This window comes from Ruegeria sp. YTSC230 (assembly GCF_059609665.1).
The window spans coordinates 565,931-579,688 of record NZ_JBXWMC010000002.1 but is presented as its reverse complement, the minus strand read 5'-3'; the positions used below and the strand labels follow the sequence as shown (position 1 = coordinate 579,688).

The following is a 13,758-nucleotide window of genomic DNA, read 5'->3' as shown; positions in this document are numbered from 1 at the left end:
CCTCAGACACGTTATTTCATGCGGCTGATTACCGTGGTGACTTCGGGCTTTTTCCCAATCTCGGTCTTTGCTGTTTGGCGAACGATCCGGCGTATTGCCTCTTCCAGTTTGTCATCATCGCGCAGGGTCTTGGCATCGGCCCGCATCAGGAACTGATTCAGGTCTTCTTCTAGAACTTCAACCAATGCAGCCCGGGACGATCCAATCTCGGACAGACCCATCGTATCGCACCACGGCTCGCCCAGTGGTTCGTCCTCTTCGTCCAGAATGACCGTGACAGTGACGTGCCCGTTCAGCGCCATACGAATCCGGTCACGCACCACCCCATCCAGGGCGCCAACTTTGACCGTGCCGTCCAGGTAGGTCCGACCGGTTTCGACATAGTCGACAACTCGCGGCGCATTCCCTGTCAAATCCAGCATGGTTCCGTTTACGGCCAGAATACCGGTACGCCCACCAGCTTCGGCCAGTTTGGCATGCTCGCGCAGGTGACGATGTTCACCGTGCATCGGAATGATCATCTGCGGATCGACCAGCCCGTGTACTTTCTCAAGATCCGGACGGTTGGCGTGACCAGACACATGGTACAGGCCCGCACTGTCATCGACCACATCCACGCCCTTTTCACTGAGCTGGTTCATGATGAAAATCACGCCACGCTCGTTGCCTGGGATGGTTTTGGACGAGAAGAGAAACAGATCGCCTTCTTTCAGTTCCAACCCGCGGTATTTGCCCCGCGCAAGTTGTGCGCTGGCCGCGCGGCGTTCTCCCTGGCTGCCGGTGACGATCAGCATCAGGTTCTGGCGCGGCATGTCCACAGCCTCTTCGGCGCTGACGACGCGTGGAAAGCTGGTCAGAATGCCCGTTTCGGTCGCGGCTTCGATCATCCGGCGCATCGCGCGACCCAGCAGAACGACCGAGCGCCCCGCCCGTTCACCCGCCTCGGCCAGTGTTTTCACACGTGCGACATTCGACGCAAATGTGGTGGCAACAACCATGCCGCTGGCTTCCTCAACCAGCCTGGTGATCTCGGGGCCGACCTCGGATTCCGAACGACCTGCATGGGGGGAAAACACGTTCGTACTGTCACACACCAGCGCTTTGACGCCAGACTTGGCAACCTCAGCCCAGAGATTGGGGTCAAAAGGTTCACCCACGATCGGATTTTCATCCAGCTTGAAGTCGCCGGTATGTACGATCCGCCCCTCTGGCGTGTCGATCACCAGGGCAGCGCTTTCGGGGATCGAATGCGAGACCGGCAGGAAACCCACCTTAAACGGACCAACTGAAATCTGTTCGGGCCAGGCCGATGCAGTATGTACGGCATCCTCGGGGTGTCCGTGCTCTTCCATCTTGCGGCGCGCGATGTTGGCGGTGAAGGCCCGTGCGTAGACAGGCGCACCCAGCGCCTCATAGCAATGCGCCACAGCGCCCACGTGGTCCTCGTGTGCGTGGGTAACGAACACGGCTTCCAGCCGGTCGGCACGTTCGCGCAGCCAAGAAATGTCGGCATGGATCAGGTCAACGCCCGGGGTGGTGTCCATGTCCGGAAATGTCACGCCCAGATCCACAAGGATCAGCCGTTCCTGACCGGGTTTGCCATAGCCGTAGACATAGGCGTTCATGCCAATTTCGCCGGCACCGCCCAGCGGTAGGTAGATCAATCTTTCGCTGCTCATGTCGAGCCATTGTCCTTGTTATAGCGATGTATCACGGTAAGCCCGTGCATCGTCAGATCATCTTCGATTGCGTCAAACCCCACGTCCGCCTGATCGAACAGCGGCGCGAGCCCACCGGTTCCAACGACTTTCATCGGCATTCCATATTCCGCCTTGATCCGGGAAATCAGCCCCTCGATCAATCCGGAATAGCCCCAATACACGCCGGATTGGATACAGCCAACCGTATTCGTGCCAATCACATTTTCAGGGCGGGTGATATCGATATGCGGCAGGGCAGCCGCGCCCTGGTGCAACGCCTCGAGGCTGAGATTTACGCCCGGCGCAATGATCCCGCCGACATAGGCCCCATCCGCCGCAACCACATCAAAGTTCGTCGCCGTGCCAAAATCCACAACAACCACGTTGCCGCCATGCCGGTCAAACGCAGCCACCGCGTTGGCCAGACGATCCGGGCCGGGCACTGTACCCTCGTCAACACGCGGATTCATCGGCAACAGGCAATCGGGTTTGCCCACGACAAGCGGCCGACACCCAAAGAACCGATCCGCAAAGACCCGCAGGTTGAACACAACGCGCGGCACGGTCGAGGCGATGATCACATCAGTGATTTCAGCCTCGATCCCATAATGTTTCACCAGCGTCGAATACCACGTGAAATAGGCATCCGCCGTGCGCGCATGGTGGGTCGATGTGCGCAGGGTGCACAGAAACCTTTCACCGTCCCAGATCGAGAACACAGTGTTCGTGTTGCCGCAATCAATAGCCAGAAGCATCTGGGCCTCCTTCAGAAAAACACATCCGCCGCCGGAATGCTGACGCGGCCTTTGGCGGTGTTTAGGACAAGATTGCCCGCTGCGTCCACCGTTTCAAAGGTTCCAACCGTTTCCGACGCTGCGGTACGGGCGGTGATGACCTCACCCAACTTGGCAGCCCGGGCCAACCACGCGGTCCGGATCGGTTCGAACCCGTAAGTCACGAATTGGTTCTCGTATCTGGCATAGGCGACAGCCAGTTCGGTCAGAAAATCCTCGGGCGTTACGTTGGCTCCGGCTTCCGATAATAGGGAAACCGGTCGGACGGCGCCGGGTTCTACCTGATCTGCTCCGGGTGCCTCTGACAGGTTCACGCCGATGCCGATGGACAGGTGCGAAACGCCGCGCCCCTGCCCTGTGCTTTCCAACAGGATACCCGCCAGTTTGCCGCCATTAAGCAGTACGTCGTTGGGCCATTTGAGGGACAAGCCTGTCGCCCGACCGGTCACCGCAACGCAGGCGTCAAACAGCGCCAGCGCAGCCACAAAGCTGCGTAGTGCGGCCTGTTCCGGATTTCCCTGTGGCCGCATCAAAAGGGTCGCGGCAAGATTTCCCTTGGGATTTGCCCATGCCCGACCCCGTCGCCCACGCGCCGCCGTTTGGTGATGCGCCATGATCCACACCGGACCGGTCGTGGTCGGGGCCATGCGGGTGGCCTCGTTCAATGTGCTGTCGACCTCTTGCAGCACGTGCAGGCCGTATCCCTGTGGCCAGTCTGTCATGTCAAAAAGGCCCGGTCTGCTGACCGAGCCCCCAAGTTTGCTGTGTTACGCTGATCAATTGACAAGAGTGGCCGCCGCAGCTGCCGCCGCGCCTTCAATACCGAACTGATAGAACACACCCACCAGCATCAACGCAGCCGAGCCCATTAGAGCAACCCACAGAACCGGCGAAGAATGCGTTTCGATCGGGTCGTCGTTTTCAGCTCCGAAATACATGTAGAACACGATCCGCAGATAATAAAACGCGCCGATGACCGAGGCGATGGCTGAGGCGATCACCAGCCCGGTCAGGCCCGCGCTTACGCCAGCCTGCCAGACACCGAATTTGGCGAAAAAGCCCAGCATTGGTGGGACACCCGCCAGGCTGAACATCAGGATCAGCACCGCCAGCGCCTTGCCCGGTTCGCGTTTGGAATATTGGCGTAGGGCGTCGATGTCCGTGACCGGTTTGCCGTCTCTCTCCATCATCAGGATGAAAGCGAAAGTGCCGATATTCATCGTCACATAGATGGCCAGATACATCAGCATAGCCTTGATGCCCAACTCGGTTCCCGCAGCCAGTCCGATCAGCGCATAGCCCATATGGGCAATCGACGAAAACGCCATCAGCCGCTTGATGTCACGCTGGCCAATCGCCGCGACCGCACCCAACAGCATCGACAGGACCGAGAGCAAGACGATCACCTGCTGCCAATCCTTGATCACACCACCAAAAGCGTCGTGCATTACGCGTGCGAACAGGGCCATGGCCGCCACTTTCGGCGCTGTGGCAAAGAAAGCGGTGATTGGCGTGGGCGAGCCTTCATACACGTCCGGTGTCCACATGTGGAACGGCACAGCGGACACTTTGAACGCTAGACCTGAGATCAGGAACACCAGACCAAACAGCAGGCCAACCGAAATCTCACCATCCTGAACCGTCTGGATGATACCCGAGAACAGTGTGGTGCCTGTGAACCCATAAACCAGCGAGGCACCGTACAGCAGCAGGCCCGAGCTGAGCGCACCAAGCACGAAGTACTTCAAACCGGCCTCGGTCGATTTGGCACTATCCCGGCGCAGCGCGGCCACGACGTACAGCGACAGTGACTGCAGCTCCAGCCCCATGTACAGCGACATCAGATCGCCAGCACTGACCATCATCATCATGCCGACAGCGGCCAGCGCAACCAATAGAGGGAATTCGAATCGCAGCAGATCCCGACGCACCATATATTCCTGGCTCATCACCAGAATGGCAGCCGCTGATAGCAGGATCGCCACCTTCGAGAACCTTGCGAACCCGTCATCGACAAACATGCCATTGAACGCGACATTGGTACCATCGCCGTTGGTCGCGATCCAAATCGCCAGCAGCGCCATCAACCCAGCGGTTGTCCAGACCAGCAAAGGTGCCAGCCCGTCTTTCGTCGTGTAGACAGCCGCCAACAGCGCCGCCATCGCATATACGGCCAGAACAATCTCTGGCAGGATTATCGTCAGATCAGCCTGGATCATGTCTCCAAAGCCCCCTTAATGCGATGCGGCTGACTGGGTCGCGGCCTCAGCCGCGGCCAGAGCCATGTCATAGTTCGAAATCAGCGCGGCGGTCGAGTTGCCGATTACATCGGTCACAAGCGACGGGTAGACGCCCAGCAAGAGGGTCATCACGATCAGCGGCGCAAAGATCAGCCGCTCGCGCGAGCTCATATCCGTCATCGCCTTGAGGCTTTCCTTGATCAAATCGCCAAAGACCACTCGGCGATACAGCCATAGCGCATATGCTGCCGAGAAGATCACACCAGAAGCCGCAACAGCTGTCACCCATGTGTTGACCTGGAAGGTTCCCATCAGTGTCAGGAATTCTCCGATGAATCCACTGGTGCCCGGCAGACCTACATTGGCCATGGTGAACAACATGAAGACCAGCGCATAGGCTGGCATGCGAATGACCAGACCACCGTAAGCCTCGATGTCGCGAGTATGCATCCGGTCATAGATCACGCCAACACACAGGAAGAGCGCAGCCGAGATGAACCCGTGGCTAAGCATCTGGAAGATCGCGCCGTCAATGCCCTGCTGGTTCGCAGCAAAGATGCCCATAGTCACAAAGCCCATATGCGCGACCGAAGAATACGCGATCAGCTTTTTCATGTCTTCCTGCACCAGCGCCACAAGCGAGGTGTAGACGACAGCAATCGCCGACATCCACAACACTACATCGGTCATTACTGCCGAGCCCACGGGGAACATCGGCAGGCTGAACCGCAAGAAGCCATAGCCGCCCATCTTCAACAGGATCGCCGCAAGAACGACCGACCCGGCGGTCGGCGCCTGAACGTGCGCATCCGGCAGCCAGGTGTGTACTGGCCACATCGGCATCTTCACGGCAAAAGAGGCGAAGAATGCCAAGAACATCAGTGTCTGCATGCCGCCGACAATATAGATACCAAGCACGCTGAACCCTTCGGACGAGAAGTGGTGGCTCATCAGTGCTTCGATATCCGTAGCGCCCGCGTCCGCATACATCGCGACCATCGCCACCAGCATCAGCACTGATCCAAGGAAGGTATAGAGGAAGAACTTGAAGCTGGCATAAACCCGGTTCGCGCCGCCCCAGATGCCGATGATCAGGAACATCGGGATCAGCCCTGCCTCGAAGAACAGGTAAAACAGCACCAGATCCAGCGCCATGAACACGCCCAGCATAAGCGTTTCCAGCAGTAGGAAGGCGATCATGTATTCTTTGACGCGGTCCGTGATGTGCCAGCTGGCCAGAATGGTCAGGGGCATGATGAAGGTGGTCAACAAGACAAACAGAACGCTGATACCGTCCACGCCCATCTTGTATTTCAGACCCAGCAGCCATTCGCCTTCTTCCACCATCTGGAAGCCGGTGTTGGACGGATCAAAACCAGTGTAAATGCCGATCGAGACCAGGAACGTCACCGTGGTTGCCACCAGTGCGACCCATTTGGCATTGCGCTGAGCCGCCACGTCCTCGCCATGCAGGAACAGGGCCAGAATGCCTGCTGCCACAGCGGGGATGAAGGTGACGATGGAGAGGATATTATCCATTAGTGTGCGCCTCCGCCGATCGATATCCAGGTGACAAGGGCAGCGATACCCAGAACCATCCAGAAGGCGTAAGTAAAGATGTAGCCCGTCTGCGCCTTGCCAGCGAGGCGGGTAAAGAAGGGTACAACACCCATGGCCACCCCGTTGAGGAAACCGTCAATGGTGTTGCCGTCACCCCGTTTCCACAGGAACCGGCCAAGGGCGATGGTGGGCTTGACGAAGACCGCGTCATAGATTTCGTCAAAGTACCACTTGTTCAGCAGGAACAGGTACAGAGGACGCTGGTTCTGCGCCAAACGCGCCGGCAGCGACGTGTTCACGATGTAGAACCAGAAGGCCACGATAAAGCCCAAAGCCATGGCGACAAAAGGCGAAACCTTGACCCACTTGGGGGCAGCATGCGCATCGTCCAGAACATGGTTGTCCGGCGCGATGTAAATCGCGCCCTCGCCCGGCTCACCCGCGAAGACGTAATGGTGGTCGTCGCCGTGCGCCGCTTTTTCTTCGTGTCCGGCGTCATCACCATGGCTTTCATCCGCGTGCGCCTCATCCGAATGCGTATCGTCACCATGGGTCGCATCAGCAGTACCGTGATCACCGGTCTCAGCATGCTCGGACGCCTCAGCCACCGGTATTCCGTAGAACTTGCCGACCTTGTCTGTGTGACCAAAGAAGTTGCCATACCAGATCATCCCGGCAAACACCGCACCCAAGGACAGAACACCCAACGGCACCAGCATGGTCATCGGGCTTTCATGCGCGTGCTCATGCGTATGCTTGTCGCCACGCTCTTCGCCATAAAAGGTCAGGAAAATCAGACGCCAGCTGTAGAATGACGTGAACGCCGCCGCGATCACCAGCATCCAGAAGGCATATCCGGTGCCGCCGGCAAAAGCGCTTTCGATGATGGCATCTTTGGACAGGAACCCGGCGAACCCAATTTGGGTCAGCGGGATGCCGACGCCTGTAATCGCCAGGGTGCCGATCATCATCGCCCAGAATGTATAGGGGATTTTCTTCCGCAGGCCACCGTATTCGGTCATCTCCTGCTCGTGATGCATCGCGTGGATCACCGAACCTGCGCCAAGGAACAACAGCGCCTTGAAGAAGGCGTGCGTCAGCAAGTGGAACATCGCTGCCGAATACATGCCAACACCCGCGGCCACGAACATGTAGCCCAACTGAGAACAGGTTGAATAGGCAATGACGCGCTTGATGTCGGTCTGAACCAGACCAACGGTTGCAGCAAAAAACGCGGTCGAGGCCCCAAGGAAGGTGATGAACCCGGTGGCACCAGGCGCAAATTCCATCAATGGCGACATCCGGCAGATCAGGAACACACCCGCGGTCACCATGGTTGCGGCGTGGATCAACGCCGACACAGGCGTCGGGCCTTCCATCGCGTCCGGCAACCAGGTGTGCAGGATCAGCTGTGCCGATTTCCCCATCGCGCCGATGAACAGCAGAACGCAAATCACTTCGATGGCGGTCCACTCGCCCCACAGGAAGTGTAGCTTTTCTTCGGCCAGCGCAGGGGCCGAGGCAAAAATGTCCAAGAAATTGATGCTGTCCGTCAGGAAGAACAACGCGAAAATGCCCAGAGCAAAGCCAAAGTCGCCAACCCGGTTCACGATGAACGCTTTCATCGCTGCCGCATTGGCCGTGGGCTTGCGATAATAGAACCCAATCAGCAGGTACGAGGCTACACCCACACCTTCCCAGCCAAAGAACATCTGAACCAGATTGTCCGCTGTCACCAGCATCAGCATGGCGAAGGTGAAGAACGACAGATAGGCAAAGAAACGCGGCTTATAGCTCTCGCCCTCGCGCCACTGTGGATCGTGATCCATGTAGCCGAAGGAATAGAGGTGCACGAGCGCCGAAACCGTCGTCACCACGATCAGCATGATCGCGGTCAGACGATCCAGTCGAACGGCCCAGCTTGTCGACAGCGAACCGCTTTCGATCCAGCGCATGATCTCGATCTGCTGGGTCACACCGTCGAACGAGAAGAACACGATCCAGGACAGCAGACAAGCCAGGAACAGCAGGCCAGTGGCGGTCCACATGGCGGCTTTCTCGCCAATGAACTTCCAGCCGAACCCGCAGATCAGCGCGCCCACCAACGGGGCAAAGAGGATGGTGGTTTCCATGTTCTCTTACCCCTTCATCATATTGACGTCTTCAACCGCGATGGTGCCACGGTTGCGGAAGAAGCAGACCAGAATGGCCAGCCCGATCGCCGCCTCGGCCGCCGCCACGGTCAGCACGAACAGCGTAAACACCTGCCCGACCAGATCGCCGAGGAAGCTTGAGAACGCCACAAGGTTGATATTCACCGCCAGCAGCATCAGTTCGATGCTCATCAGCAGGATGATGACGTTCTTGCGGTTCAGGAAGAGACCGAAGATGCCGATGACGAACAGCGTCGCCGCGACTGTAAGATAGTGTTCAAGTCCGATCATCGTCTTAAAGCCCCTGCCCCGGTTTTACGTCCTTCAACTCCATCGCCTTGGCCGGGTCGCGCATCATCTGGCCGACGATGTCCTGACGCTTGATGTCCTTGCGGTGGCGCAGCGTCAGAACGATGGCGCCGATCATGGCCACCAGCAGGATCAGGCCCGCCAGTTGGAACAGAAGGAAGTATTGATCATAAAGGATAACACCTAGGGCCTCGGTGTTGTGACGGTCCGCCGGGACCGGTTGCGCTAAGTTGGCCGCTGCACCCTGCGCGCTGTCCCAAGCCCCGAAGGCCATGACGAACTGCATCAGGATGATCAGACCAATCAGCAGGGCCAGCGGCATATAGCGCGCCATCTCGGCCTTGAGCTCGGCAAAGTCAACATCCAGCATCATCACCACAAACAGGAACAGCACCGCGACCGCGCCGACATAGACGATGATCAGCAGCATCGCCACGAACTCGGCCCCCAGCAGCACGAACAGCCCCGCCGCTGACAGGAACGACAGGATCAGCCATAGCACCGAGTGCACCGGCTGACGGCTGATCACCGTGAACAGCCCGCCGGTGATGGCGCTGATTGCAAACAGGTAGAAGGCAAAGACGGTCATTGATCCTCATCCTCGTTGTCGCCCATGACCTCTTGCGCCAGTTCCAACGCGCGGGTCATAGCCGGGATGCCGGCAAAGACCGACATCTGACCGATCGTTTCCACGATCTCTTGTTTCTTTGCGCCCGCCTCCAGTGCATGGCGCACGGTCTGCCTTACGGCCGCATCCGCCTGCGCGCCCTGACAGGTCAGCCCGGCCAGCGTCAGAAGCAGGCGCGTCTTGGCATCCAACCCGTCCTTGTTGACGGTGTTGCCGAACATCATCTCCATGACCTCTTTGGGCATGGTCGGCCACAGCGCTTCGAACCCTTTGGGCGAGAAATTCTCCATCGCCGGGTTCATCGCCTTGGCCATGTCCTGAGCCTGCTTCATCATTAGGTCGAACGGATTTGTAGGATTATCAGTCATTGGGGGCGCAACCAGTATGCTGTCCACGTCGCAAAGACGAGAATATATAAAAGGACGTCCAATCCCGGCTTTTTGAATTTCGAAAGCACTAGATCAGCGGCAAAGTACAAAGTGCAAAGGAGAATCCCACCAACGAACGCATCGAAGGGCCTATCGAAACCCATGTACCAATTAAGACCAGAGAACAGCGAAAATCCCGCAATTATTGCAAGATAGAATTTTCGCCTGGACAAGAGCACATTCATCATCGGTACGGCGCGTCCATTTCCAGATTGCGGGCGATCTCGGCTTCCCAGCGTTCGCCGTTATCCAGCAGTTTTTCCTTGTCGTAAAACAGCTCTTCGCGGGTTTCGGTGGCGAATTCGAAATTCGGACCTTCGACAATGGCATCGACCGGGCAGGCCTCCTGACAGAAGCCGCAATAGATACACTTGGTCATGTCGATGTCATATCGCGTGGTGCGGCGGCTGCCGTCTTCGCGTGGTTCGGCGTCGATGGTGATCGCCTGCGCCGGGCAGATCGCCTCGCACAGCTTGCAGGCAATGCAGCGTTCTTCGCCGTTGGGATAACGGCGCAAGGCGTGCTCACCGCGGAAACGCGGGGACAGAGGGCCCTTTTCGTGCGGGTAGTTGATGGTGGCTTTCGGGCCGAAGAAATACTTCAGCCCCAGCTTCATGCCGACCCAGAAGTCCTGAAGCAGAAAGTATTTGGCAGCGCGGGTGTAGTCTATGTTTGCCATATCAGCCTCCTACGCTCCAACGCGCAAACGCGCCCCAGAACCAATCGAATTTTGCCGCGAAGGCCACGAAGACCACCCAGGCCAGCGAGAACGGCAGAAATACTTTCCAGCCCAGACGCATCAGCTGGTCATAGCGGTAGCGAGGGGTGATCGCCTTGACCATCGCAAAGAGGAAGAAGAAGAACGCCATCTTGGCGACCATCCACAGCACGCCATCCGGCAGGCCCGGGATCGGTGACAGCCAGCCGCCGAAGAACAGCAGCGTGGTCAGCGCGCACATCAGGAAGATCGCGATATACTCGCCGGCCATGAACAGCAGGAAGGGCGTGGCCGAGTATTCGACCTGATAACCGGCGACCAATTCCGACTCCGCCTCGGGCAGGTCAAACGGAGGCCGGTTGGTTTCCGCCAGCGCCGAGATGAAGAACAGGAAAACCATCGGGAAATGCGGCAGCCAGTACCAGCTGAAGAACCCGAACCGACCGTCCTGCGCCTCGACAATGTGGCCGAAATTCATCGAACCGGTTGAGATGATTACGCCGATAATGATCAGACCGATGGAAACTTCATAAGAAATCATCTGAGCCGCAGAGCGCAATGATCCAAGGAAAGGGTACTTTGAGTTCGAGGCCCAACCGCCCATAATCACGCCATAAACTTCCAGTGAGGATACGGCAAAGACATACAGGATTGCGACATTGATATCCGACAACACCCAGCCATCATTGAACGGGATCACGGCCCAGGCGATCATCGCCAATACGAATGAGGTCAGCGGAGCGAGGATGAACACAGTGCGGTCGGCCCCGGCGGGTATGACCACCTCTTTTACCACGTATTTCAGGGCGTCAGCCACCGATTGCAGCAGTCCATAGACGCCGACCACGTTGGGGCCACGGCGCATTTGGACGGCGGCCCAGATCTTGCGGTCGCCGTAAACAAGGAACAACAGCGAAATCATCACGAAGGCAACAACTGCAAGCACTTGCGCCAGAATGATGATGGCTATTCCGCCTGGGGTGTTAAAGAAATCAGCCATTGGTCCTCACACCGTGGGTATTCAATTTTTCGCGGGTGATGGTCAGGCCAAGTGCCTGCGCATCTTGCGGTTGGGTCGGCGCATAGGTGTAAACAGCATCCACAGCCATCGCGCTACCTTTTTCATTGCGTTTCATGCGCAGTTCCCTGGTGCCCGCACCGCAAGCGATGTTGGCTTCTGAAAGCGATATGAAACGGGTCTGGTTCATTCTGCCGCAATCTTCCCGGTATTCCGAGACTGCGCCTGAGCAGAAAGCTCGGCCATCAACTGCGACGCCCGTGCAATCGGGTTGGTCAGATAGAAATCCTTGATCACATTGCGGAACGTTGCCTGACCCAAAGGACCGGCATCCAACGGCTGGACCTCATTCTCGATCACGTGGTCGATCTGGGCCAGATGCGGGACAGCTTCGATCAACGCTGTGCGCAGTTGCGCCAGCGAGTCGAAAGGCAACGTAGCGCCCAGCTGTGCCGACAAAGCCCGCAAGATGGCCCAATTCTCTTTCGCCTCACCCGGGGCGAACCCGGCACGCATCGCCATTTGCGGGCGGCCTTCTGTGTTCACGAACAACCCGTTTTCCTCGGTATACGCGGCACCAGGAAGGATCACATCGGCACGGTGCGCGCCACGATCACCATGGCTGCCCTGATAGATCACAAAGGCCCCTTCGCCGATTTCAACCTCATCTGCGCCGAGGTTGTAGATCACGTCAGCCGCACTAACCGCATCCATTCCGCCTTCGTTGGTGGCATCCACATCCATCGCCCCCACGCGAGACGCAGCGCTGTGCAGGATCAGCAATCCACTTTCGGTATTGGCTGCAATCGTTTGCGCGGCGGCCAGCACAGCTGCGCCGTCAGCTTCAAGCAGCGCACCCTGCCCGACGATGACCAGCGAGGCTTTGCCCTTGATCTCAACATCGCCGCCCATATCGACAACCTTTTGCAACGCCGCGCGGTCGTCGCCCATATGGTGATACGCGTAGGTCAGATCGGCCGCTGGCCCAACCAAGGCCACCTCGGTCCCATGTGCCCAGGCCTTGCGGATACGCGCGTTCAAAACCGGAGCTTCGTCGCGCGGGTTCGTTCCGATCAGCAGAATGCGCTCGGCTGTGTCGATATCCTCAATCGCGGCCGTCCCGGCATAGGCACCGCGATTTCCCGCAGGCAGCTTGGCCCCATCGGTTCGGCATTCAACAACACCGCCCTGCCCTTCGATCAATTGCTTCAGCGCGAACGCGGCCTCGACCGGAGCGAGATCACCAACGATACCCGCCGGCTTTTCCGCCCCTTTCAGCGCCTCGGCAACTTTGGTCAGCGCCTCGGGCCACGAGGCCGGGCGTAGCTTGCCGTTTTCGCGCACGTAAGGTTTGTCCAGACGCTGACGACGCAGGCCATCCCAGATGAACCGGGTCTTATCGCTGATCCATTCTTCGTTCACACCGTCATGGTTGCGCGGCAGAAAGCGCATAACCTCACGCCCCTTGGTGTCCACACGGATATTGGACCCCAGCGCATCCATGACGTCTATGGATTCAGTCTTGGTCAACTCCCACGGGCGGGCGGTAAAGGCGTAAGGCTTGGAAGTCAGCGCCCCAACCGGGCAAAGGTCGATGATATTGCCCTGCAAGTTCGAATTCAGCGTCTCGTTCAGATAGGACGTGATCTCGGCATCTTCGCCACGCCCGGTCTGGCCCATCTGCGTGATCCCGGCGACCTCGGTCGTGAACCGCACGCAGCGGGTGCAGCTGATGCAGCGGGTCATCGCGGTACCGACCAGCGGCCCCAGATCCAGATCGTCCACGGCGCGCTTGGCTTCCTTAAAGCGCGAGCCCGACACACCATACGCCATCGCCTGATCCTGCAGGTCACACTCCCCACCCTGATCGCAGATCGGGCAGTCCAGCGGGTGGTTGATAAGCAGGAACTCCATCACCCCTTCGCGCGCTTTCTTGACCATGGGCGAGTTCGTCTTGACCTCTGGCGGCTGACCTTCCGGTCCCGGGCGCAGATCGCGCACCTGCATTGCACACGACGCCGCAGGTTTCGGCGGGCCGCCAACAACTTCGACCAGACACATCCGGCAATTCCCGGCAATCGACAGACGCTCGTGATAGCAAAAGCGCGGCACCTCGACTCCGGCCTGCTCACAGGCCTGGATTAGGGTCATCGCACCATCGACTTCGATTTCCTGCCCGTCGATATTGACTTTGCGGAGGTCAGACATGG

The 13,758-nt window shown here is 58.4% G+C and carries 13 protein-coding genes; all 13 read right to left on the bottom strand.

The window, feature by feature from the left end; translation table 11 throughout:
* Positions 1-11: 11 nt before the first annotated feature.
* The 13 genes from AC2FD9_RS06895 to nuoG all read right to left on the bottom strand — a co-directional run bounded on the left by AC2FD9_RS06895 (position 12) and on the right by nuoG (position 13,756).
* Complete coding sequence (locus tag AC2FD9_RS06895) at positions 12-1,679, bottom strand: ribonuclease J (RefSeq protein ID WP_058274410.1); 1,668 nt, start codon at positions 1,677-1,679, stop codon at positions 12-14.
* On the bottom strand, positions 1,676-2,455 hold the full coding sequence (locus tag AC2FD9_RS06890; protein WP_058274409.1) for a type III pantothenate kinase: 780 nt from the start codon (positions 2,453-2,455) through the stop codon (positions 1,676-1,678). The genes AC2FD9_RS06895 and AC2FD9_RS06890 overlap by 4 nt, the downstream gene beginning before the upstream one ends.
* Positions 2,456-2,466: 11 nt before the next feature.
* Positions 2,467-3,216 carry a biotin--[acetyl-CoA-carboxylase] ligase gene (locus AC2FD9_RS06885; RefSeq protein WP_282119193.1) on the bottom strand — a complete coding sequence of 250 codons (750 nt, stop codon included), beginning with the start codon at positions 3,214-3,216 and terminating at the stop codon, positions 2,467-2,469.
* Between the two features lie 54 nt (positions 3,217-3,270).
* Positions 3,271-4,713: an NADH-quinone oxidoreductase subunit NuoN gene (nuoN, locus tag AC2FD9_RS06880; RefSeq protein WP_496836031.1), complete on the bottom strand. Its 1,443-nt coding sequence runs from the start codon at positions 4,711-4,713 to the stop codon at positions 3,271-3,273.
* Between the two features lie 15 nt (positions 4,714-4,728).
* The gene (locus AC2FD9_RS06875; RefSeq protein ID WP_496836029.1) at positions 4,729-6,273 is read right to left on the bottom strand and encodes an NADH-quinone oxidoreductase subunit M; all 1,545 of its coding nucleotides are present in this window, start codon (positions 6,271-6,273) and stop codon (positions 4,729-4,731) included.
* Complete coding sequence (gene nuoL / locus AC2FD9_RS06870; protein ID WP_282168775.1) at positions 6,273-8,426, bottom strand: NADH-quinone oxidoreductase subunit L; 2,154 nt, start codon at positions 8,424-8,426, stop codon at positions 6,273-6,275. The genes AC2FD9_RS06875 and nuoL overlap by 1 nt, the downstream gene beginning before the upstream one ends.
* A gap of 6 nt (positions 8,427-8,432) precedes the next feature.
* Positions 8,433-8,738 carry an NADH-quinone oxidoreductase subunit NuoK gene (gene nuoK / locus AC2FD9_RS06865; protein ID WP_005984024.1) on the bottom strand — a complete coding sequence of 102 codons (306 nt, stop codon included), beginning with the start codon at positions 8,736-8,738 and terminating at the stop codon, positions 8,433-8,435.
* Between the two features lie 4 nt (positions 8,739-8,742).
* The gene (locus AC2FD9_RS06860) at positions 8,743-9,345 is read right to left on the bottom strand and encodes an NADH-quinone oxidoreductase subunit J (RefSeq protein WP_282168776.1); all 603 of its coding nucleotides are present in this window, start codon (positions 9,343-9,345) and stop codon (positions 8,743-8,745) included.
* Positions 9,342-9,752 (bottom strand): carboxymuconolactone decarboxylase family protein, encoded by a 411-nt coding sequence (locus AC2FD9_RS06855; protein WP_496695810.1) that lies wholly within the window; start codon positions 9,750-9,752, stop codon positions 9,342-9,344. The genes AC2FD9_RS06860 and AC2FD9_RS06855 overlap by 4 nt, the downstream gene beginning before the upstream one ends.
* 244 nt (positions 9,753-9,996) lie before the next feature.
* Positions 9,997-10,491, bottom strand: coding sequence for an NADH-quinone oxidoreductase subunit NuoI (gene nuoI, locus AC2FD9_RS06850; protein WP_496695812.1), 495 nt, complete (start codon positions 10,489-10,491; stop codon positions 9,997-9,999).
* A 1-nt stretch (position 10,492) separates the two neighbouring features.
* Entirely contained in the window at positions 10,493-11,530 is a 1,038-nt protein-coding gene (gene nuoH, locus AC2FD9_RS06845) for an NADH-quinone oxidoreductase subunit NuoH (protein ID WP_058274400.1), read from the bottom strand.
* Entirely contained in the window at positions 11,523-11,666 is a 144-nt protein-coding gene (locus tag AC2FD9_RS06840; protein ID WP_496836026.1) for a hypothetical protein, read from the bottom strand. Before AC2FD9_RS06840 ends, nuoH begins: the two co-directional genes overlap by 8 nt.
* A gap of 68 nt (positions 11,667-11,734) precedes the next feature.
* Complete coding sequence (nuoG, locus tag AC2FD9_RS06835) at positions 11,735-13,756, bottom strand: NADH-quinone oxidoreductase subunit NuoG (protein ID WP_496836024.1); 2,022 nt, start codon at positions 13,754-13,756, stop codon at positions 11,735-11,737.
* Positions 13,757-13,758: the final 2 nt, after the last annotated feature.